Below are 21,698 nucleotides of genomic sequence, written 5' to 3' on the forward strand. Positions count from 1 at the left end.
AGTAAATATGAATATAAAGCCCGACTGTATCGTCTGTCTAATGAATCAAGGATTGAAGGTATCCAGGCTTCTGGCGCTTGATGATGAGCAGAGCAAAGAGGTCCTTGATGCCACGGCGAAAATACTTTTAGCACATGATCTGGATATCACACCGCCGCAGATCGCGGAGGTGATCTACCGCAAGATAGGAGAGATCACGGGGGAGAGTGATCCCGTCTCACTGTCCAAGGCGCATGCTGCGAAAATGGCTCTCTCTGTAGATAAAACACAGGTCAAGAGTATCGATGATGCGATCAAATTTTCTGTGATTGGAAACGTGATCGATTTTGGTGCTCAGGAACAGTTTGATCTCAATGAGATGATAGAAGAACATTTTCATCACCCATTTGCGATCAACGACAGTGATGCTTTCAAGCAGGAGCTGGAAAATGCCAAAGAGATAGTGATCATCGGGGACAATGTCGGTGAGCATATTTTTGACAAATGGTTGATCGAGAAGATCAAAGAGAGGTATGATATTCATGTGCACTACTTTGTAAGAGGAAAACCCATTATCAATGATGTTACGCTTAAGGACGCGGAGATACTTCAGGAGTGTGCTACGGTGATAGATACAGGGGTCCATACTCCCGGTTATGATCTTTCACAGGCCAATAAGGCATCGCTTGAGATCTTTGAAAAGGCTGATATCGTCATCTCTAAAGGTATGGGAAACTTTGAAAGTCTCTATGGTGAGACGGAACGCACTATCTACTATCTTTTTATGGTGAAATGTAATGTCGTCTCCGAACAGATCGGGCAACCGGTAAAATCAATGATCTTTAAAAGAGTGTAAAGAAAAGGATGCAAAGCGTATCACTACGCTTTGTATCTTGGAGGGATTGAATTATTTCAGTGGTGCATTCTTTGGATTGTTTGCTTCAGCAAGTGCTACCAGGCCGCCTTTGAGTACATGCACCTGTTTAAAACCGATCTGTTTTAGCCCCATCGTTACCATGACTGCACGTGTACCCGAGTGACACACGACGATGATCGGCTGGTCTGTCGGGAGTTTGTCTAGGTTGGCTTTTTCGAACAGGTTCTTGACCGGGATATGCATTGCATTCTCTGAGGAGAGCGATACGATCGCATTTTCACCTGTAGTTCTTACATCCAGGAGTGTAAATTTTGCTTTGTCCCTGAACATTTTCATTACATCTTCACCTGTAGTAAAGAGTTTTGAGTCAGCACAAGCCTGCTGCGTCAAATGCGAATAGAAATGGTTCATATTTTCTGCTTTTGCCGTATCATAGGCACTGGCACTTACCGCAAGAACTGCTGTAGCAAGAGAAGAGAAGAGATATTTTTTAATCATATGTTATCCTTATAATATTTATTTTGTGAGATTATATATTCTAAACCTTAATAGACCATTAAATAAAAATCAATATCAAAAAGGTTGATTTAAAAGAGAGAAATGTGTGCGTCATCACTACATAATCTAAACATGGTAAAATTACAGCATATTATTTATAAGGATATTCATGTCAGTAAAATGTGCATTTTTATTTCCGGGACAGGGGTCTCAGGCTGTCGGTATGGGACAGGACTTTTTTAACAACTCTGAACTAGCAAAACAGATGGTAGCTGATGCAAGTGAACGTACAGGTATCGACTTTGAAGCGCTTCTCTTTACAGAGAATGACAAATTGGAGAAAACAGAGTATACACAACCTGCGATTCTTTTGGTCTCTGCGATCGCACATAGACTGTTTGAGAATGAGATGTCGATCAAGCCTCACTATGCGATGGGACACTCCCTGGGCGAATTTTCTGCACTTGTAAGTGTCGGCGCGATCGATGCGATCGATGCGGTAGAGCTGGTAAACCTTCGTGGTAAATTGATGGCTGAAGCATGTGCCGGTCAGGATGTAGGGATGATGGTCTCTCTTGGACTCTCTGATGAGGTAGTCGAGGGTATCTGTGCGGTGCAGAGAGATGCCGGGATGAAAGTATGGCCGGTAAACTACAATGCCGAAGGACAGATCGTGATCGCGGGTGTGAAGTCTGATCTTCAAAAGCTCGAACCGATCCTTAAAGAGGCAAAAGCAAGAAGAGCAATGCTGCTCAATATGTCCGTAGCGAGCCACTGCCCGCTTTTGGAAGCTGCGACTGCACCGCTGGCTGAAAAACTGACAGAAGTGCTTAGAGACGAGTTCAATGCACCGGTAGTTTCCAATGTTACCGCAGACTACTACAGCTCTAAAGCAGAAGCGCTTGACCTTCTTCCAAAACAGCTGACTTCACCGGTACGCTATAAGCAGGCGATCGCCAAGTTTGATGATGAAGTAGATTGTTATGTGGAGTTCGGTCACGGCGGTGTACTCAAAGGACTCAACAGAAAGGCAACGAAAAAGCCTCACTTTGTAGTCTCTGACATGGAGTCACTGCAATTGGCAATCGATGAGATCAGTAAACTAAACGAACAATAGTCAAGGAGAGTTATGCCTAAGAAGATTGCTATCATGGGTGCGATGCCTGAAGAGATCGCACCGCTTTTGGAAAAACTTGATCATGTCACGACTAGTGTCTATGCAGCCAACACCTATTATGAGGGAACCTATAAAGGGAAAGAGGTGGTTGTAGCCTACTCGAAGATCGGTAAGGTTTTCGCTACACTGACAGCAACCATGCTGATAGAGAAATTCGGATGTGACATTTTGCTTTTCAGCGGTGTGGCCGGAGCGATCAGCGAGGAACTGGCTATCGGTGATCTGATCATCGCTGACGGGCTTTGCCAGCATGACCTGGATATCACGGCATTTGGCCACCCGCACGGGTTTGTCCCTGAGGGGGAAGTCTGTATCCCTACAGACCCGGCACTTCGGGATATCGCAAAAGAGGTAGCAAGCGAAAAAGGCTTGGTTCTCAAAGAAGGGGTCATCGCTACAGGAGATCAGTTCGTAGCAAACCCTGAACGTAAAGAGTGGATCGGTGAGACCTTTAAGGCACATGCCCTGGAGATGGAAGGTGCATCGGTAGCCGTGGTATGTAGTTCACTTCAGGTACCGTTCTTTATCATGCGTGCGATCAGTGACAGCGCGGATATGGATGCGGGATTTGACTTTGATGCATTCCTGGAGAGTTCGGCAAAAGTCTCAGCGGATTTTGTGATCAGTATGGTTGAGAAGATAGATCCGGATGAGTTATGCAGACACTCTGCATGTAACCACGATGATTAAAAATATAAAGGCGTAAGTTGGGTAGAAGAGACGATTTTCCGATCATACCGATGAGCAAGAAACTGCTCAAGGTGATAGGCAAAACCAATGCCGAGTTCAGACTCATCGGTGAAGGTGACAAGGTACTGGTGGGACTAAGCGGAGGGAAGGACTCCCTCTCACTGATACATGCGCTTAAACATATGCAGCGCAATGCACCGTTTGATTTCGAGTTTGAAGCGTGTACCGTGAAGTACGGGATGCCTGACGAGCACTACGACTTCCTCTCCGCACACTGTGCGAAGTACGGTATCAAACATACGGTCTACGATACCAATATCTTCGATGTCAGCCAGGACGCGATCCGTGAGAACTCCTCTTTCTGTTCTTACTTCTCCCGTATGCGCAGGGGCGCACTCTACAGCTTTGCTGAGGAGGGTGGTTTCAACAAGGTAGCCCTGGGGCACCACTTCGACGATACCGTAGAGAGCTTCTTTATGAACATGTTCTACAACGGTACGATGAGAGCACTTGCCCCGATCTACAAAACAGGCAAAGGCTTCCACCTGATCCGGCCGCTGATCCAGGTGCGTGAGTCACAGCTGCGAGGCTTTGCTCAGGACAATGACCTGCAGGTGATCGGTGATGAAGCCTGCCCGGCGATGCTCAAAGATGTCAAGATGCCGCATGCCAGAGCCTCTACCAAAGCATGGCTGGCAGGCATGGAAGAGAAGAACGGTGATCTTTTCAAGATGATCAAAGCCTCCTTCAAACATATCCATGATGATACCTTCCTTGACCCGGAGCGTTGGGATAGAGACGATATTTAGGTTTGATGTCATTCCCGGTTCGATCGGGAATCTAAATGTTAAACTTCTAGACTACTGTCATCCTCGGGCTTGTACCCTAGGGTATTTCCTACGGGGACCCGGGGATCCACACGTTATATAACAGAGAACTTTGAATCTCTCAGTATCCATACCTCTAGATTCCCGATCGGGGTCGGGAATGACTGGAACCAGCCTTTTTAAATACTAAATAAAATCCGTTATAATTTATCTACTATATTTAGGATAGAGAGGTTTACGTCTGAGAGGAACAGGTAAACTGTTATGAAACTCATCAAAGATATGAGTATGGCGGAGTGTAATAGGGTGATGATATTTTGTTGGTGGATTGCATCCACCCTACGAAAAAAATCGAAACTTGTAGGGTGGGAGAATCCCACCAGAAGGTTGGTCTATGCCAAACTATAAAAGAGTTTTCTTGGTTATAGACTGTTTTATGAAGTGAAAGAGCATGCAATCGTATTTGTTGCTGTAATTCACGGGAAAAGATTGATAGGATAGAACCCAAAATGCATAGCCATGAAGGCATGAACCTTTGCCGCCGTCATTCCCGGCTCCGATCGGGAATCCAAATGTTAAACCTATAGACTACTGTCATCCTCGGGCTTGCACCCTAGTGCATTTCCTACGGGCACCCGGGGATCCACACGTTACATTACAGAGAACTTTGTATCTCTCAGTATTCATACCTCTAGATTCCTGATCGAGCCGGGAATGACGGGAACCTGTCCTTTTTCTTACTGCTAAATAAAATCCGTTATAATTTATATACTACAATATAAGGGAATGACGGTGGAATTGGTTTATCTGTTCCTCGTCTTTCAAAGTAGAATAGATATTTACCTCTTCAGCTATTAATATACACTTAACATAGGCATTAATAGAAAAATAGCAGATAATGAAAGCTTTTGGTAAAATACGTTTCAGATAAACCATTTAAATTGATTTGAGAGAAATGAACAGATTCACAGCAGAAACCAAAAACCGCCTGGACAAAACATTAGCAAACGAGCTGGACGTCAGCCGTAACCAGATCGAAAAGCTGATCAAAGACGGGCTTGTCTCTGTCAACGGTAAGAGCATCACTAAAACCAGCTTCAAGGTAGAAGAGGGGGATGAGATCGCTTACGAGTTCAAAGAGGCTGAGAAGCGTGAAGTGGCACCTGTGGACTTTGATGTTGAGGTGATCTATGAGGATGACTACCTGATGGTCATCAACAAGCCTTCTGGGCTTGTAGTGCATCCGGCACCTTCAGTGAAAGAGCCGACTTTGGTGGACTGGCTGATACAGCGCGGGATATCACTCTCCACAATCAGCGGAGAGGAGCGTCATGGGATCGTACACCGTATCGACAAGGAGACGACCGGGGCTCTGGTGATCGCCAAGGACAACAAGACCCATGAGAAGCTGAGCGAACAGCTGCAGGACAAGAGTATGGGGCGCTACTACCTGGCACTCGTCGACTATCCGCTCAAAGAAGATACCATCGTAGAGAAGCCTATCGGACGCAACCCCAACAACCGTCTGAAGATGGATGTCGTACCGCATGGCAAAGAGGCAAAAACGGCTTTTGTCAAACTGGCACAAAGCAGCCGTGATACCGAGCTGATCGCTGCGAAGCTTTTCACGGGCCGTACGCACCAGATACGTGTGCATCTGGCAACGCTGGGACGCCATATACTGGGGGATCATTTATACGGCTTTAAGAGCAAACGGGATAAAATTTCACGTGTGAAGCTGCATGCGTATCTGCTTTATCTGACGCATCCTGCCACAGGAGAAAAGATGGAGTTTGTAGCCCCTCTTTTTGAGGATATGCAGGCGTATCTGGCAAAATATTTTGATGAAAGTGAAATGAATGAAAAGATCGATCCTCGCACTCTTGGCGACCGCTTTAGTTGGGTTTAACGGTTGCGGCGGTGTCGTACAGAGTATGACCGTCTATGAGATTGATCCCTCATTGGCCAGACTGCAAAACCTCAAAGCCCTTCCTCAGAGAAACGCTATAGGATTTGAGTGGGCCAGGATCACAGACCGAAAAGTACGCGGGATCAATGTCTATCGAAGCTCCGGCGGAGAAGAGACGCATATCGCCACGATCTCCAATGCCTATGCAACCCATTTTGTCGATACGCAGGTCAAGCCCGGCCGAAGTTACCGCTATACCTTCAAGACACTGCGTTTTGGAAAAGAGGCTGCCCTGGGAAGCCGGATCAAAGTGCGTGCTTTAGCACCCCTTCCGAGTGTACCTTTCCTCAAAGCCTATAAGGTAGGAGCAGGCACGGTAAAACTGCTCTGGGCACCGCACAGCAATGAGAGTATTGATGCCTATATCATCGAGCGTTCGGTAAACGGAGGCGAGTGGCGGTATATCGCTCAGGTCAAAGGACGCATCATGGTAGAGTATATCGATACCTTTGTCAGACCGGAGAGAAACTACCGTTACCGTATCATCGCAAAGAGTTATGACGATACAACATCACGGCCAAGTCAGCCAACACATATCAGACTGTAAACAAGGAAAAAAATGCCACATATTAAAGTCAAACCATTTGACAGTTCTATCGTAGAGGAGAAGATCCCTCAAAGTTCTCTGCTCACTTTTCGTGCACAAGCGATAGGAGCCGATGAGGAGTTATGGGGAGTAGAGTACGGGGGAGAAGAGTTTTTACTGCAGTACAAACCGGACAGTAACGGTGCAGGACAGCTCAAATACGACAAGGTCAGCAGACCGCTCAAGGTCAATCTTCTCAAAGAGGCATTGGCAAAGACAGCAGAAGAGTTGAACCTTGAGATACAGAGCTCCAACATCGCTATCTCTCATACCAAAGCCCCGCTCTCTTCAGCGTATTTCAAAAAGATCGAGGATTTTGCAACAGTGGTGTACCCCAAAGAGAAGATCTCTGTTGAGGTAGGATTCGGCAGCGGAAAGCATCTGCTCTACCAAGCGCAGAAAAATCCTGATACGCTCTTTATCGGGCTTGAGATCCATACCCCTTCTGCACAGCAGGTACTCAAACAGATTGAACTGCAGGGACTGGATAATATCTGGGTAGTTAACTATGATGCGAGACTTTTCCTGGAGATGCTGCCTTCCAACAGCTGTGAACAGATATTTGTCCACTTCCCTGTACCGTGGGATAAAAAGCCTCACAGGAGAGTGATCAGTCCGAGTTTTCTTGAGGAGTCGATGAGGGTACTGCGTAAAGAGGGGAGGCTTGAGCTCCGTACGGACAGCGATAACTACTTTTGGTATGCACTGGAGACCTTCTTCGGGGAAGATGTACCAAAAACACATGTTGAAATACGTAAGAATGAAGCACTGGAAGTAACCAGTAAATATGAGGCAAGATGGCTGAGACAGGAAAAAGATATCTATGATGTCTATGTAAGATGCCTGACAGAGTCTGAGCCGAAAACATTAGAGATAGATTTTAATTTTAATGCAGTAAAATATAAAGAAGGTATAGAGGAAAGACTTACAAAAAAACCGATGGTATTTGACGGGTTCTTTATACATTTTGAACGTCTTTTCAAGATCGGGAAAGACCAACTGCTGATCAAATGTGCTTTTGGAAGTTTTGACAGACCGGAACACAAGTATATACTCATTGGGAAGGAGGAGTGTAGATACTTTGCCTCCGTACCTGTGAAAACGATGGTAAATTTCAAGGCACATCAAAAAATGAAAGAGATCTTTTTAGAAGGAGACTTAAGTGTCTAACGTTATCAATGCCTCAAACCTGACATTGGCTTATGACAATGGCAGAAATGAAGTGATCAAAGATGCCAACTTTACGGTGAAAAAAGGGGAGTTTGTTTTTATCACGGGTCCGAGTGGATCAGGTAAATCAACACTGCTTAAATCTTTGTACGGCAGGATCAAGCCCACTTCAGGGAACCTTGTGGTCGGAGGTGTGGATCTGGCAAACGTAAAGGCTTCGAAACTCCAGGAACTTCGTACCCATATGGGGATCATCTTTCAGGATTTTAAACTTGTCAATGAGTGGAGTGTTGCAAAAAATGTCGTTTTGCCCTTGATGATCGCGGGTTACTCCATCGATGTACAGAATACACAGGCACACAGACTGCTAAAACATGTCAAACTGACCGAACATGCAGACAAATATCCTCTGGAGCTGAGCGGTGGAGAACAGCAGCGTGTAGGTGTAGCCAGAGCCTTGGCAAAAAACCCGGTGCTGATCCTGGCGGATGAACCGACAGGAAACCTTGATGACTACTCATCAAACGTGATATGGGACCTGATGGAGAATGCCTGTCAGCAGCTTGAAACCACCGTACTGGTCGTGACACACAAAATACCTCAGGTCTTCTCATTGCCGTACAGACACTTTATTATCGAAGGCAAGGGTGTATATGAAGTACATTAAGAATCATTTGATGTTTATCTTGCCTTTGATGGCAATACTACTCGGTATCGAGTTCTATCTGGTCTTTGACCGGGCCACTGACAGGTATGAAAAAGGGCTTCAGGAAGGTTATGCAATGCTTGTTGTAAGCGAGAAACCTATGAAGATCGATGCATTTAAGGCACTCAACAGACATATCAGCAAAAGTGAAAATATAGAACGGGACAGGATCGTCTCAAAGATCGCCAAAGGTGTGACAAAAGAGGGTGAAGCGAAGATCCTCAAATCTCTGCCCTATTTTTACAATGTACGTCTGGATGAGTATATCAGTATGGAAGAGCTGATAGCGCTTAAAAAAGACCTTGAGCGAAGTCCGCTTATCAAAAAGGTCGAGACGTTTGGAAGCAACTATGAGTCGAACTACAGGCTGTTCACTTTTATCAAGTTTACGCTGAAGATCTTTATATCATTTATGACAGTGGTGAGCCTCTTTTTGATCATGAAGCAGATGGAGATCTGGAAGTATGCGCATAAAGAGCGTATGCAGATCATGGAAATCTTCGGGGCGCCATTGATGCTCAGAAGCGGCGTGCTGTTTAAGATCGCGATCATAGATGCGATCGCTGCTACATTGATCGTCAGCAGTATCTTCCTCTACCTGAAGTTTCATTGGGCCGTAAACAGCGGGATAGAGATGATGGTTCAAAATAGAGATTATCTCTTCAGGATCATGGATATAGGTGTTTTGCTGGCTGCTGCCCTATTGATCGTGATCATTTCAGTCTATTCGGTCGTCTATAGTGCCAAGGGAGTAGAGGAGTGAGACTGCTTATCCTCTGGTGCTTCGTGGCACTCTCCCTGCTTTTTTCTGCCTCTACCGTAGAGAAGATCAAAGACTCCAAACAGGGATTGAGAGCCACTACTAGCGAAAAGAAAAAAACAAGCAGAAAGCTTGAAAAGATTGCTGAGGATATCAAGAAAGCCGAAAAAGATATCGCATTTCTGGAAAAAAAGATCGATCTTCTAAAAGCGGATGAGGATAAAACGGAAAAAGCCTATATACAGTTGAAGCAAGAGTTAGGTGATGCGGAGAAGGAGCTCGGGGAGATCAACAGTGAGATCAAAAAAAAGCGTGAAGCATTTTTGTCATTGGCTACGGAGCAGTTTTCTGTGATTTTTGCACTACAGCAGATAAAGACACAGACCCGTGAATCTGTTATCTCTTATGAAGTCTACAAGGCGTATGAAAAACATAATAATCAAGAACTCGAATCTCTAAAAAAGGAGATTGTTACGTTGGAAGAGACGCAGAAAAGTAAGCGTTCTCTGCGTGATAAAACGCAAAAGTCTCTCTCCGGGATCATCACAAAACGGAAAGATTATGTCGAGAAGAAGAGAAAGAAAGAGGCCTATGTCAAAGGGTTGATGGATGATGAAGAGAAATATCAAAAGAAATTTAACCAGATCGTCGATCGACAAAGCATGCTGAGTCAGACACTGGCTCAGCTCAATATTTTACATAAAAAAGAGGTAGAAGAGGCAAGACGTGCTGCTGAAGCCCGCAAAGAAGCGATACGCCTGGAAAAAGAGCGTAAAAGAAAGATAAGAATTGCCCAGGAGAAAGAGCGGGCGGCACAGCTTGCTTTGATGAAAGCACAGACCAAAGAGGCGAAACAGGCAGCACAGCTTGCAGCGAAAGAAGCGCAAAACAACCGTGTAGCTGCAGAGAAGCAGAGTGAAAAGGTAAGAAAAGTACACTCTTCCTACCAAAAGCCTAAAACCTATGCCTACAGAGGAAGTAAGACGATCTCTCCTATCAGCGGTGCCAAAGTGATCAAGAGGTTCGGGACCTATGTTGATCCTATCTATAAGATCAAGATCTATAATGAATCAGTGACGCTGCAGGCCCCGCACAATGATGCAAAAGTACAAAACGTCATGAACGGTAAAATCGTTTATGCGGGTAGCAGCAGTATGCTCGGGAAGGTAGTGGTCGTTGCACACAGCGGAAAGCTGCATACGGTCTATGCCGGACTCTCCAAGATCGCGCCGAACATCAAAAAAGGGCGTAAGATAAAAAAGGGGTATGTGGTGGGTAAAGTGAACCGTAAACTGATCTTTCAGGCGACGAAAAACTCTAAACATATCAACCCTTTAAGACTTATCAGTATCTGATAGTCAGCAGGTGAGAGGGGGATTGGTTAAGCTCTGGTTTAAACCCAACCTAAACCTCTTTTGGATATAATCGCGAAATTCTATAAAGGGCTACAAGTGGCAAAAAGAGTATTGGTAAAGTTTTCTGGTGAGGCATTGGCTGGTGAAGAAGGGTATGGTATTGATACTCAGATACTTAATTTTATTGCAGGTGAGATCAAATCATTAATTGATGCAGGTATCCAGGTCGGTGTTGTAGTCGGTGGCGGAAATATCATTCGTGGTGTGTCTGCTGCAGCTGACGGTATCATCACACGTACAAGCGGTGACTATATGGGTATGTTGGCAACGGTGATCAATGGTGTAGCCATTCAGGAAGCACTTGAGCATATCGGTGTAGAGAGCAGGCTTCAGACGGCTATTGATATGCAGGAGATCGGTGAAGCATTTATCGTAAGACGTGCAAGACGTCATCTTGAAAAAGGCAGAGTGGTTGTCTTCGCCGGAGGTACGGGGAACCCTTACTTTACGACAGATACCGCAGCAACATTAAGAGCATCCGAGATCGGTGCGGACATACTTATCAAAGCAACCAAGGTCGACGGTGTCTATGACAAAGATCCTAAAAAGTATCCGGATGCAGTAAAACTTGATACTATCACGTATGACAGGGCACTTGAAGATCACATCAAAGTGATGGATGATACGGCAATCGCACAGGCAAAAGATAACAAGTTACCTATCATTGTATGTAATATGTTTGAAAAGGGCAACCTTCTTGCGATTATTGAGGGAGATACAACTCTCTGCTCAGTTGTAAAGTAGGAAGAGAAGTAATTTGAGATTGACAGGCTTTTCAGCGCTGTTAGAAATGAACGTGATAAAGAGTTAAAGGATAACAATGAGAACAGAAATATTGACAGCGAAAGCAATGGAAAAAGTAAACCATGATAAATACCTTTTGGCAAATGCAGTAGGTAAAAGAGCTGAAGCAATTTCCAACGGAGCTACACCACTGGTAGATGCAGATGTAAAGACAATGAAAGCTACGGATATCGCACTTTTGGAGATTGCTGAAGGTAAAATTGACGTAAACCTAGAGGAGTAGGCCTCTTGAACGCTTTTTTGGAAAAAGCCAAACATATCAACACGATTGAAGAGGCAGAGTCTCTTCTGTGGGAATATGTCCCCTCTCCTAAGCCCAGTACCAAAAAAGCATTGGAACTCTCTCATAAAGCACATGAGGGACAGTTTCGCAAAAGCGGTGAACCTTACATCGTTCACCCGATCCTCGTAGCAGCGATTACTGCTGCATTCTCCAATGATGAAGTGATGGTACAGGCTGCACTGTTGCATGATGTGGTTGAAGATACACATTATGAGATAGAGGACCTTGTGGATGCATTCGGTGATGATGTTGCACACCTTGTGGCAGGCTTGACCAAGATCGTACAGATCCGTGATGAAAAGCTGGTCTCTTCCGCTTCAGATGAACGTCTGATCAACTCGGCACTCAGTTTTAGAAAAATGCTCATTGCATCGATCAAAGATATCCGTGTACTGGTCATCAAACTCTGTGACAGACTCCATAATATGCTCACACTGGATGCCCTCCCTCCGCACAAACAGAAACGTATCGCAGAAGAGACTTTGGTGGTATATGCCCCGATCGCACACCGCCTGGGGATCTCACGCATGAAGAACCACCTGGAGGATCTGAGTTTTTACTACATCTATCCGGATGATTATAAGCATATAGATGACTTTATCAAATCCAATGCACAAAACCTTCAACTCAAACTGAATGCATTTATCCAGACAGTCACAGAGATGATGATGAAAGATGGTTTTGAGGAAGGCGATTTCGATATTCTGGGACGTGTGAAACACTACTACTCCACGTATCTGAAAATGCACAGAAAAGGTGTGAGTATAGAAGAGGTACTTGACCTTTTGGCAATCCGTATCATCGTTAAAAAACCGATAGAGTGCTATCAGGTACTTGGTATGCTTCACCTTGGATATACACCGCTCATTTCCCGTTTTAAGGACTATATCGCTGTGCCTAAAGAGAATGGGTATCAAACGATCCATACGACACTCTTTGATGAAGAGGGGATCGTAGAGGCACAGATCAGAACCGAAGAGATGCATCAGCTTGCAGAGTACGGTGTCGCGGCACACTGGAAATACAAATCCGGTGGTGACGGTATCAACCTGGAGTGGCTGGAAGGATTGAACTATACCAATGAGTCGGTAGAAGAGTTCTATGAACTTGCCAAATGTGATCTCTTCTCAGAAGATATCACGGTATTTTCTCCTAAAGGGGACTACTATACGTTACCGAAAGGCTCAGTAGCACTGGATTTTGCTTATCTGATCCACTCTGAAGTCGGGGCCAATGCCGTTTCGGCAATGATCAACAAGCGTGAAGCTCCTCTTTTGACTGTATTGAAAAACGGGGATATCATCAACATCATTAAAGATGATACTCCGCATCTGCACTGTACCTGGCTTGATACGGTGAAGACATCCAGAGCCCAGGAGGGGATCAGAAGTCTCTGTCGTGCGAGGATCAAAGAGGCCAATACACTAAGTGCCTACAACATTCTGGGGAACCTTTTCAAACAGCCGAGTGCACAGATGAAAGCGTTGGTAAAAGAGATAGGATTGCAGGAGACGATCTATAAACTGCCGTTGCAGATAGATTACTATAAGGAGACGATCCGCCAGGTTGCTGACTTTTTAGGTGAGAAAGAGCTGCGTTTCTGGGAAGTGATGAGAAAAGGGTACAGAAAACCTGTTCTCAAAGAGATCGAACATCTTAAGTTCTTTACCAATAAGACGGTCGAAGGGGTAGAGTTTGATTACTGCTGCCACCCGAAGGTAGGTGATCAGATCGTTGCTTTCTATAGGGACAATAAAGCGATTGTCCACCATAAGTTATGTAAAAAGGCATATGCACTGATGAAAGAGGGCCATCCGATGCTGCATGTAAGCTGGTCGACATCGAAACTTTCGCGTTATCGTTTGATACTCAGCTTACAAAACCAGAAGGGGGTTCTTGCAGAACTGCTTCAAAAACTTTCGGATCTTGGTCTGAATGTCGTCAGTATAGAACTTGGGATACAAAGTTCTGATACTGCGGAGTATTGTCAGATCGAAGTAGAGAGTGATCAGTCAAACAAAACGGTATTGGCAGAAAAAATTTCAAAACAGTTCAAACTTATCGAGATTATCAGTTTGGATGACGCATATAACAAATAAGGATAGAGAGAGATGATAACTAAAGCACTTGAAGAGATACAAAGAGGTACAGCCGAGATCATAGATATGGAAGCCATTGAAAAATTGGTGACACGTTACTATGAGACAGGAGAGACCTATACTGTAAAAGCAGGGTTTGACCCTACGGGGGCCGATCTGCACCTGGGACATACAGTATTGCTTCAAAAGCTTAAAGTATTTCAGCAACATGGTGGAAGAATACAGATGCTTATCGGGGATTTTACTGCAACGATCGGTGATCCGACGGGTAAAAGCGAGACAAGAAAAATACTGGATCGTGCAACCATCATGGCCAATGCAAAGACCTACCAGGATCAGGTATTCAATGTACTTGACGAGAGTAAAACAACAGTGGTTTTCAACTCAAAGTGGCTTGATGAACTGGGAGCAGCCGGTATGGTGGGGTTGACGACACTCTTTAACGTAGCAAGAATGCTTGAGCGTGATGATTTTGAAAAACGCTATAAATCCGGGCAGAGTATCTCTATCTCCGAATTTCTCTACCCTTTGCTTCAGGGATATGACTCTGTAGAGCTGAAATCAGATATCGAGATCGGAGGAACGGATCAAAAGTTCAATCTTCTGATGGGAAGACATCTGCAAAGAGCATACGATATCGGAAAAGAACAGGCTGTAATGATGATGCCTATCCTTGAAGGGTTGGACGGTGTTCAGAAAATGAGTAAATCTCTGAACAACTATATCGGTATTACAGAGAGCCCTAAAGATATCTACGGGAAAACACTCTCTATCTCAGATGATCTGATGTGGCGTTACTATGAACTACTCAGTGAAAAACCCCTTGACGAGGTAGCTCAGTTGAGAGAAGATGTCAAGAATGGTACCGTTCACCCTAAAACAGCGAAAGAAAATCTCGCTCTTGAGATAACTGCTAGGTTCCATAATGAAGAATTGGCTACACTTGCTAAAGAAGAGTTTAACTCTGTATTTAAAGCAAATAAAATTCCAACAGATATGGATGAGTTTGATATGGAAGATGGTATCTGGATATGTCAGGCACTTGTGAATGCAGGTTTAGAGCCTTCAACATCACAGGCGAGAAGAGATATCAAGCAGAATGCAGTAAGTATCGACCAGGAGAAGATCAGTGATGATAAACTCAATCTTAGTTGCGGTGAGTATATCCTGCAGGTAGGAAAAAGAAGGTTTGCGAAAGTGAAGGTAAAATAAGTGACATTTAAATCGTTTAAGATCGGTAAATATACGATCGAAAAGCCTATTGTTCAGGGAGGAATGGGGGTCGGAATCTCTTGGGACCAGCTTGCCGGCAATGTATCCAAAGAGGGAGGTCTGGGAGTGATCTCCGCCGTAGGTACCGGTGTCTATAAAAAGAGAAAATTCCTCAGTGACAAAGAGATGGTCGGTAAAGAACACCGCCCGAAAGAAGCGATCAACTTCTACTCTTATAAGGCACTCAAACAAATCTTTGATAATGCAAGAGAGATCTGTGGAGACAAACCGCTTGCAGCCAATATCCTTTATGCTCAAACAGATTACGACCGTGTGGTACAGGATGCGTGTAAGGCAGGGGCAAATATCATTATCACAGGTGCAGGACTGCCGTTGACGATGCCTGAAGCAGCGAAAGACTATCCTGATGTAGCATTGGTACCGATCGTATCAACTGCAAAAGCATTGAAAATTCTTTGCCGCAGATGGCAAAAGACGCATAACAGACTGCCGGATGCAGTGATCGTAGAGGGACCGCTCAGTGGAGGACACCAGGGATTTAAGTATGAAGAGTGTTTCCTCCCTGAGAACCAGCTCGAAGAGATCCTTCCTCCGGTAGTAGAAGAGGCAAAGAACTGGGGTGATATGCCTATCATCGCAGCAGGCGGTATATGGGATCATGACGATATCGTTAAAATGATGGAACTGGGGGCTTCAGCGGTTCAGATGGGTACACGTTTTATAGGTACGGTAGAGTGTGATACCAGTGATGAAATGAAAGAGATCCTTTTACAGGCAAAAGAAGAGGATATCAAGCTTTTCAAATCACCTGTAGGGTATCCTGCCCGTGGGGTTAAAACGCAGCTTCAGGCTTCTATAGAAACCGGAACAGCGCCAAAAGTTGCTTGTATCTCTAACTGTGTAGCACCATGTCATAGAGGTGAAGAGGCTCGAGCCGTAGGATATTGTATCGCAGACAGATTGACTGATGCATATGACGGTATCGTAGAAACAGGGCTTTTCTTTACGGGCTCGAACGGTTATCGTCTCAATGAGATCATTACCGTCAAAGAGCTGATGGACAAACTCATGAATGGAGAAGAGAAGTAAACCATGATAAGGCGGAGTTATCTTCTACTCTTTTTTACCATGATCTCTTTTCTCTTTTCCCCTTCTCTGTTTGGAGGAGGGAACAGTATGACCAAAGCGCTCGTGAAAAAAGGTGAATTGAGGCTTTTTTTTGCGAAGCCGCTTGATAAACAAAAGATCAAACACTTTACCCTTCCAAATCCTCACCGTGAGATCTATGACTTCAAAGATATGAAAATCGCACATAAACGTGTTCCTCTTGGACTTGGAAATAGTGTTCGTATCGCCCAATATAACTCAAAGACCGTACGTGTTGTGATAGAGAGCCGGACACCTTTTAAGCCTACAGCTTACCAACCCCTGTTTTCTAAAGATACCTATCATATCTCTCTACCAAAGGGAAGTGCCTATATACAAAAAGGAAATGCTCGCCAGGCCTATATAAAACCACAGATCACAAAGCAAATACGTAAACGACATACAGAAGTGATCGTGATCGATGCGGGACATGGAGGACATGATAGCGGGGCTATCGGCGGGGGGAAAAAAGAGAAGGACCTTGTACTTCAAATTTCCAAGAGGGTGATCAAGCAGCTGAAAAAAAGAGGCTATCCGGTCTATCTGACAAGAGCTAGTGACCGTTTTCTCAAACTGAACCAGAGAACACGTATTGCAGATAAAAAAGATGCAAAGGTATTTATCTCTATCCATGCCAACTCCGTAGTAAAAAGCAAACGCCATAAAATGCAGGGGATTGAGACATTCTTCCTGCAGAATACAAGAGATGAACGTTCTCAGCGTATTGCAGCGAGAGAAAATAATGCGGTGCTCAAGGGAACAGACAGGGTGAGTAAGCATGTGATCCTGGATTCCGTCCTGAGCGGGCCGAAGATAGTTGAGTCTAACAAACTGGCGATCGATATCCATAAGCGTATGATGACAAATGCAAGAAGCCTTTATAGGGATGTCAAGGATGGTGGTGTACGTCATGCACCTTTTTATGTACTTGTCGGTGCAAGCAGGCCTTCCGTGTTGATAGAAGTGGGATATATCTCACACCCTAAAGAGCGAAAACGGCTCTTCTCCTCAAACTATCAAAATCTTTTGGCAAAAGGTATCGTTGAGGGGATTGAGAATTATCTGCAGAATAGAAGAAGAGAGATCGATTTTTAAAGAGAATTATAGGTAGTATTTAAAATAGGGAGGAAAGTATGAGAACGGTTTTACTTTTTCTTAGTATTTTATTTACGCTGACCGGATGTGTCTCTCCTGACAGATCCAAAGCAGTTGTCGTGATCGATGCGGGGCATGGAGGTCACGACTCCGGGGCGATATCAGGGGAAAAACTTGAAAAGAATCTTGTTCTCAGTATCGCAAAGAAGGTGAGAAAAGCACTCCGCAGGAATGGCCATCCTGTCTACCTTACCCGCAGCGGCGATAGCTTTTTAAAGCTCGGGCAGCGTACGCGTATCGCAGACAGAAAAGAGGCTATGATCTTTCTCTCTATCCATGCCAATGCCTCTCCGAACCCTAAGAAAAATGAACTATTATCCGGGGTAGAAACCTATTACCTGCAAAAAAGCCGTGATGCAAGATCACAACGTATCGCAGAGCGTGAGAATGCAGCGGTATTGATGGGGACAGATGAACTCAGTAAGGATGTCATTATCGATTCTGTTCTTAATGGACCGAAGATCGTCGAGTCTCATAAACTGGCTATCGATATACAAAGAGAGATGCTAAAGAGGATGAAAGGCGAGTATCATGATGTGAAGGATGGTGGGGTAAGACCGGGACCCTTTTATGTACTTGTAGGCGCCAGCAGACCTTCCATCCTTGTAGAAGTCGGTTATCTTTCCAATACCAAAGAACGTCAGAGACTCTTTGAGTCAGATTACCAGAATGCTATTGCAAAAGGTATCGCCTCAGGTATCGGAAGATATCTGGACAACCGCAAGAAAGAGATTGATATTTAATTACGCTACATACCGATCAGAAGCGTATGGATCCCGTCGATAGTTTCATGGATGGTTTCCGGAAATCTTGCAAGCTCTTTTCCCGTTTCATAATCTATCGTTTTACCTGGTGAGCTATGATAAGCCGGTGAATAGAGTATCACGTCTACTGGCATACTCCTTAGGCTTAACTACAATGTTTCTTTCCTCTATCTCCTTCCGTAAAAGTGATCTTGAAGTATTTGGATCTAAAATAAAAATGCAATAAGTTGTGAATAAACATAAAGGTATAACAAATACCAATGATCTATTTGTTTCATGGGAGGTGTTGAAGTCTGGAATAGGATGTTTATTTGTAGGAGTGGCCGGAGATTTTATAGACAATGAAAGAAGAGAGACAAGCTCTCTTCTTTAGAGAAGATTATTCTACTGCTGCTGTAGTGTTAGCATCGTATGTAATCTTTCTGAACCATATATCACTACCTTTAAAGTGATCAGCAGTTTCTGTATCGTTCATATCAAGATCTTGGATCCAGCTCGCATAGAACACATTACCATCCGGTGTCATACGTAACTGTACTTCACCCTCTTCGGCATTTGAGTGTGCCAACCAATCCATTACCTGAACTGTTGTTCCAGTCAGGTTACTGTCTTCTGAAGTAATATTCTTATCAACCAACTCATAGGTTTCGCCTCTATCTGTTGTTCTTGCATAGAAGAGATCAAGCGGTGCACCACCTTCTATCACTTCATCAGGGTCAAGGCTTCCAATGACATTTGCCACATTCTCTGCTGTCCCGTAAGAGACGAAGAAGATGTCTTTATTTTGCTTATCCATAGGTGTATCAGCCTGTCCGTCACCATCGAGGTCAATTGATCCCGGTGTACCAACGATACGTGGTTCGATGACCGTCATTTTGTTATTTCTAAGATTTGACAAGTTTTGCGGACCTTCATGGCTTGTGCCATTTGTATCTGTCCATGGTACCCATGTCGCACCACCATCAAATGATCTTCTGATATAGAAGTCATATTTATCATGTGCCTGTCTTGCAGCGGCCCAGTTCGGTGTATAGCTGTATCCAACAATCAACATGTCACCACGGATGATACCTCTGTGCGCTCTTGTGTCATCATACGGGTTGGTATCCGATGCATCTGCAAGGTTCGCCGGCGTCCATTCCCACTCTAGGACTTTTGTTGTATTATAATCCTCATCTGTAAGCGTAGGTGTGACACTACTGATATTTACCGTATCAACATAGTTGCTGAATGCATATCCATCTTTAAATCTTGCAAGCATGATGTCTGATGGACGTCCTTGCCCTTCCATTCCCTGCTTATAAACTGCAGCTAGAACTACTCCTGATGCTCCTTTCCCTTTTATTCCCTGAGGGATAAAGCGGATTCTTCTTGCATTTTCATAGATGCCTTCTGCATTTTTTTCGTTCAGGATATGACCACCGCTGATAACGAGATCCTCATCCGGTGTAAGTAGTTCCGGCTCGTCAAACTTGAAACTCTCATAGATCACGTATTTACCGGTATCCGTCCAGTTGGTATCATCTTCACCTTCGTTCGGTGTACCACTGTCTTCCGGTTGACCGTCACCCAATCCCTTTGTCTCTTCATATCCGAAGATCGTAACTGTTCCCCGAGCACCTTGCGGCTGGATAAAGATATTCGGTCTTGATGCACCTGTATCACCGTTGAGCAGTGATCTCTCTCCTGTTGCCGGGTCAATACCAGGTCCAAAACATTTACCAAGATCGGTAGCGACATATTCCGGATCAGCCTGATCTGCTTCAGCATCAATCATAGCCTGTGTTACCCATCCGTATCTATCACATACGATATGACAATATTTTGCTTTTTGTTTCACTGTATCATTTTCATCTACCGAACATACATCATTATCCGAGATACGTACAGGCAGTGCAAATTTATTGAGTGCATGTGGTCTCGTACTCTGGTTTTCATCTTCACCCGATGTCATATTCTGATCACCTTGTGGAACATAATCAGGATCTGTTGCCTGGAAATTCTCACCGTTAAGTCCTAGTGTAATATACGAATACCAGATATCAGTTTTATGGTTGGTTGTCGCACCACCCCATCCAGTTCCTGGCCCTTTACCGCTACCCGGTCTAAGACCTTCAGGATCTTCCTGCCAAGTAAATCCAAAACCGGCACCGTTTGGTGCTTTTGCCAAAAAGATCTGAAGTGCATCTCTTCTCGCAGAGGTGATCTGTTCTGCAACGTAAGGAACGATTACATTTTTCGGATCTTCTGCATCAGCATCGATTACGATACGTGCAGCCATGACACAACTGTATGGTACTTCACCTACCTCTACGAAAGGGTATACACCATTTACCAACATATCAGCATAGTCAACAGAACCCTGGCTACCGTTTACCAGATACATATCATCAGGGTAGGTTACATCCCCCTCATATTCACTTGGATTAACGATAGTACCGTTCTCATCAACTGCATCAAGTCCTAAGGGATTACCGCTTCTACAGAACTTGTCATCCCATACTACAAGGATACTGTTTCTGTAACTTTGAACAACTGGTTTATGTGAGTGTCCCGGATATGGTCTTCTTACTTCTGTCCCATTTTCATCTAACACTACATTACCACCCGCATCTCTTACTTTTATATCAAAAGATGAACGTGTTGCTGTTCGAGAGAGGTTCAGACGTTTCCATGTTGCCCCGTCATCAAGTGAGATCGCTGCAAACGTATCATGTGCAGGTGTTCCATCATGGATCAGCCCTGCACCTTCTACAGCATCGGTATATGTTGTTACAAGAGGATGAACCTGCTTTCTTGTGGTATTTGTCTCATCTTCATAGACCGGTGTTCCGTCTGCTTTTTGCGCATCGACATAGATCTCCATAAAGTTCAACTTTGGTTTACTCGAAGCAAGTTCAGGCGTTTTGGAGATATTTTTTCTAAACATCGTTCCGTTAGCATCACCGCTTACTGCAATATCCAAATGATTGACTGCTGTCTCTTCGGAGATCACTCTGTCATCTGTCGCAGTAGCCTCTACTACACTCGTGAGTAGTGTAGTAAGGTCCTCTTCACCCATAGCGGCAAGATCAGCATCACAACCTACCTCTGCTACCAGTGCATCTACAGAAGCTGCAGGAATACGTATACCGTTTCCTGACTGTCCATCCTCGTCAAGTGATTGAAGTGTTCTTGCTATATTGACTACTCTCTGATCACTTGTGTTCGCACCATCAAAGAGATCAACGGGTGTAACGGCACCTGTTGAACCTAAAGCTGAACCCAGTGGGATACAACCGAGTGAGAATGTAACAGTATCACCTTCTTTAAAGTCATATTTCCCATCTGCATCCGTTTGACCTCTTAGTCTACTTGGTTCAGCACTATAGTCCAAACCTTCTACTTCCGAGTCTACAAATGTACCTGATAGTACAGCAGCGTCCGATGAACTACTGCTTCCACTACCACATCCATTGAGAATCATACCACCCGTTGCAGCTAGCACAGATAGTAACATTATTTTTGATTTCATGTGATTAAATCCTTTCCCTGTTTTAATATTGTGGATAATACCCAAT

General features: G+C 44.4%; 20 protein-coding genes. 17 read left to right on the forward strand and 3 right to left on the reverse strand.

The annotated features are described in order from the left end of the window. Positions 1-7: 7 nt before the first annotated feature. Positions 8-835: a damage-control phosphatase ARMT1 family protein gene (locus AC4JOV_RS03295; RefSeq protein ID WP_229936569.1), complete on the forward strand. Its 828-nt coding sequence runs from the start codon at positions 8-10 to the stop codon at positions 833-835. 51 nt (positions 836-886) lie between these two features. Here the strand turns inward: AC4JOV_RS03295 and AC4JOV_RS03300 are convergent, their stop codons facing one another. Next, positions 887-1,354 carry a rhodanese-like domain-containing protein gene (locus AC4JOV_RS03300; RefSeq protein WP_229936568.1) on the reverse strand — a complete coding sequence of 156 codons (468 nt, stop codon included), beginning with the start codon at positions 1,352-1,354 and terminating at the stop codon, positions 887-889. 169 nt (positions 1,355-1,523) lie between these two features. Between AC4JOV_RS03300 and fabD the strand changes: the two genes are divergently transcribed. The 16 genes from fabD (at position 1,524) to AC4JOV_RS03380 (ending at position 18,117) form a co-directional block, all read left to right on the forward strand. Further along, positions 1,524-2,471, forward strand: a complete 948-nt coding sequence (fabD, locus tag AC4JOV_RS03305) for an ACP S-malonyltransferase (RefSeq protein WP_229936567.1) — start codon at positions 1,524-1,526, stop codon at positions 2,469-2,471. Positions 2,472-2,483: 12 nt separating this feature from the next. Then, the gene (locus AC4JOV_RS03310) at positions 2,484-3,221 is read left to right on the forward strand and encodes a 5'-methylthioadenosine/adenosylhomocysteine nucleosidase (RefSeq protein WP_229936566.1); all 738 of its coding nucleotides are present in this window, start codon (positions 2,484-2,486) and stop codon (positions 3,219-3,221) included. 50 nt (positions 3,222-3,271) lie between these two features. After that, entirely contained in the window at positions 3,272-4,030 is a 759-nt protein-coding gene (locus AC4JOV_RS03315) for a tRNA 2-thiocytidine biosynthesis TtcA family protein (protein WP_229938377.1), read from the forward strand. 973 nt (positions 4,031-5,003) lie between these two features. Next, positions 5,004-5,957, forward strand: coding sequence for an RluA family pseudouridine synthase (locus AC4JOV_RS03320; RefSeq protein ID WP_229936565.1), 954 nt, complete (start codon positions 5,004-5,006; stop codon positions 5,955-5,957). Then, a complete protein-coding gene (locus tag AC4JOV_RS03325; RefSeq protein WP_229936564.1) occupies positions 5,908-6,564 on the forward strand; it encodes a fibronectin type III domain-containing protein in 657 nt (218 codons plus the stop codon). Before AC4JOV_RS03320 ends, AC4JOV_RS03325 begins: the two co-directional genes overlap by 50 nt. Before the next feature lie 12 nt (positions 6,565-6,576). Next, on the forward strand, positions 6,577-7,773 hold the full coding sequence (trmB, locus tag AC4JOV_RS03330) for a tRNA (guanosine(46)-N7)-methyltransferase TrmB (protein ID WP_229936563.1): 1,197 nt from the start codon (positions 6,577-6,579) through the stop codon (positions 7,771-7,773). Beyond that, positions 7,766-8,440 carry a cell division ATP-binding protein FtsE gene (locus AC4JOV_RS03335; protein WP_229936562.1) on the forward strand — a complete coding sequence of 225 codons (675 nt, stop codon included), beginning with the start codon at positions 7,766-7,768 and terminating at the stop codon, positions 8,438-8,440. The genes trmB and AC4JOV_RS03335 overlap by 8 nt, the downstream gene beginning before the upstream one ends. Next, complete coding sequence (locus AC4JOV_RS03340) at positions 8,427-9,242, forward strand: cell division protein FtsX (RefSeq protein WP_229936561.1); 816 nt, start codon at positions 8,427-8,429, stop codon at positions 9,240-9,242. Before AC4JOV_RS03335 ends, AC4JOV_RS03340 begins: the two co-directional genes overlap by 14 nt. Continuing rightward, entirely contained in the window at positions 9,239-10,594 is a 1,356-nt protein-coding gene (locus AC4JOV_RS03345; RefSeq protein WP_229936560.1) for a murein hydrolase activator EnvC family protein, read from the forward strand. The genes AC4JOV_RS03340 and AC4JOV_RS03345 overlap by 4 nt, the downstream gene beginning before the upstream one ends. Before the next feature lie 96 nt (positions 10,595-10,690). Next, entirely contained in the window at positions 10,691-11,398 is a 708-nt protein-coding gene (pyrH, locus tag AC4JOV_RS03350) for a UMP kinase (RefSeq protein WP_229936559.1), read from the forward strand. Between the two features lie 76 nt (positions 11,399-11,474). After that, a complete protein-coding gene (locus AC4JOV_RS03355; RefSeq protein WP_229936558.1) occupies positions 11,475-11,681 on the forward strand; it encodes a DNA-directed RNA polymerase subunit omega in 207 nt (68 codons plus the stop codon). A gap of 5 nt (positions 11,682-11,686) precedes the next feature. Then, entirely contained in the window at positions 11,687-13,840 is a 2,154-nt protein-coding gene (locus AC4JOV_RS03360) for a RelA/SpoT family protein (RefSeq protein WP_229936557.1), read from the forward strand. A 12-nt stretch (positions 13,841-13,852) separates the two neighbouring features. Continuing rightward, the gene (gene tyrS / locus AC4JOV_RS03365) at positions 13,853-15,052 is read left to right on the forward strand and encodes a tyrosine--tRNA ligase (protein WP_229936556.1); all 1,200 of its coding nucleotides are present in this window, start codon (positions 13,853-13,855) and stop codon (positions 15,050-15,052) included. Then, on the forward strand, positions 15,053-16,162 hold the full coding sequence (locus AC4JOV_RS03370) for a nitronate monooxygenase (protein ID WP_256444088.1): 1,110 nt from the start codon (positions 15,053-15,055) through the stop codon (positions 16,160-16,162). 87 nt (positions 16,163-16,249) lie between these two features. Then, on the forward strand, positions 16,250-17,314 hold the full coding sequence (locus tag AC4JOV_RS03375; protein ID WP_229936555.1) for an N-acetylmuramoyl-L-alanine amidase: 1,065 nt from the start codon (positions 16,250-16,252) through the stop codon (positions 17,312-17,314). Between the two features lie 38 nt (positions 17,315-17,352). Then, a complete protein-coding gene (locus tag AC4JOV_RS03380; protein WP_229936554.1) occupies positions 17,353-18,117 on the forward strand; it encodes an N-acetylmuramoyl-L-alanine amidase family protein in 765 nt (254 codons plus the stop codon). A gap of 5 nt (positions 18,118-18,122) precedes the next feature. On the opposite strand, the gene AC4JOV_RS03385 is transcribed toward AC4JOV_RS03380, so the two are convergent. Continuing rightward, a complete protein-coding gene (locus tag AC4JOV_RS03385) occupies positions 18,123-18,272 on the reverse strand; it encodes a hypothetical protein (protein ID WP_229936553.1) in 150 nt (49 codons plus the stop codon). A gap of 245 nt (positions 18,273-18,517) precedes the next feature. Beyond that, the gene (locus tag AC4JOV_RS03390; RefSeq protein WP_229936552.1) at positions 18,518-21,652 is read right to left on the reverse strand and encodes a choice-of-anchor O protein; all 3,135 of its coding nucleotides are present in this window, start codon (positions 21,650-21,652) and stop codon (positions 18,518-18,520) included. Positions 21,653-21,698 lie beyond the last annotated feature (46 nt).

This window comes from Sulfurovum sp. MH2-6 (assembly GCF_058374785.1).

Bases quoted from the DNA above. Each gene is read 5' to 3' on its own strand.
- AC4JOV_RS03295 (WP_229936569.1), top strand. From the start codon at position 8: ATGAATATAAAGCCCGACTGTATCGTCTGTCTAATGAATCAAGGATTG.
- AC4JOV_RS03300 (WP_229936568.1), bottom strand. From the start codon at position 1,354: ATGATTAAAAAATATCTCTTCTCTTCTCTTGCTACAGCAGTTCTTGCG.
- fabD (WP_229936567.1), top strand. From the start codon at position 1,524: ATGTCAGTAAAATGTGCATTTTTATTTCCGGGACAGGGGTCTCAGGCT.
- AC4JOV_RS03310 (WP_229936566.1), top strand. From the start codon at position 2,484: ATGCCTAAGAAGATTGCTATCATGGGTGCGATGCCTGAAGAGATCGCA.
- AC4JOV_RS03315 (WP_229938377.1), top strand. From the start codon at position 3,272: ATGAGCAAGAAACTGCTCAAGGTGATAGGCAAAACCAATGCCGAGTTC.
- AC4JOV_RS03320 (WP_229936565.1), top strand. From the start codon at position 5,004: ATGAACAGATTCACAGCAGAAACCAAAAACCGCCTGGACAAAACATTA.
- AC4JOV_RS03325 (WP_229936564.1), top strand. From the start codon at position 5,908: ATGAAAAGATCGATCCTCGCACTCTTGGCGACCGCTTTAGTTGGGTTT.
- trmB (WP_229936563.1), top strand. From the start codon at position 6,577: ATGCCACATATTAAAGTCAAACCATTTGACAGTTCTATCGTAGAGGAG.
- AC4JOV_RS03340 (WP_229936561.1), top strand. From the start codon at position 8,427: ATGAAGTACATTAAGAATCATTTGATGTTTATCTTGCCTTTGATGGCA.
- AC4JOV_RS03355 (WP_229936558.1), top strand. From the start codon at position 11,475: ATGAGAACAGAAATATTGACAGCGAAAGCAATGGAAAAAGTAAACCAT.
- tyrS (WP_229936556.1), top strand. From the start codon at position 13,853: ATGATAACTAAAGCACTTGAAGAGATACAAAGAGGTACAGCCGAGATC.
- AC4JOV_RS03375 (WP_229936555.1), top strand. From the start codon at position 16,250: ATGACCAAAGCGCTCGTGAAAAAAGGTGAATTGAGGCTTTTTTTTGCG.
- AC4JOV_RS03380 (WP_229936554.1), top strand. From the start codon at position 17,353: ATGAGAACGGTTTTACTTTTTCTTAGTATTTTATTTACGCTGACCGGA.
- AC4JOV_RS03385 (WP_229936553.1), bottom strand. From the start codon at position 18,272: ATGCCAGTAGACGTGATACTCTATTCACCGGCTTATCATAGCTCACCA.
- AC4JOV_RS03390 (WP_229936552.1), bottom strand. From the start codon at position 21,652: ATGAAATCAAAAATAATGTTACTATCTGTGCTAGCTGCAACGGGTGGT.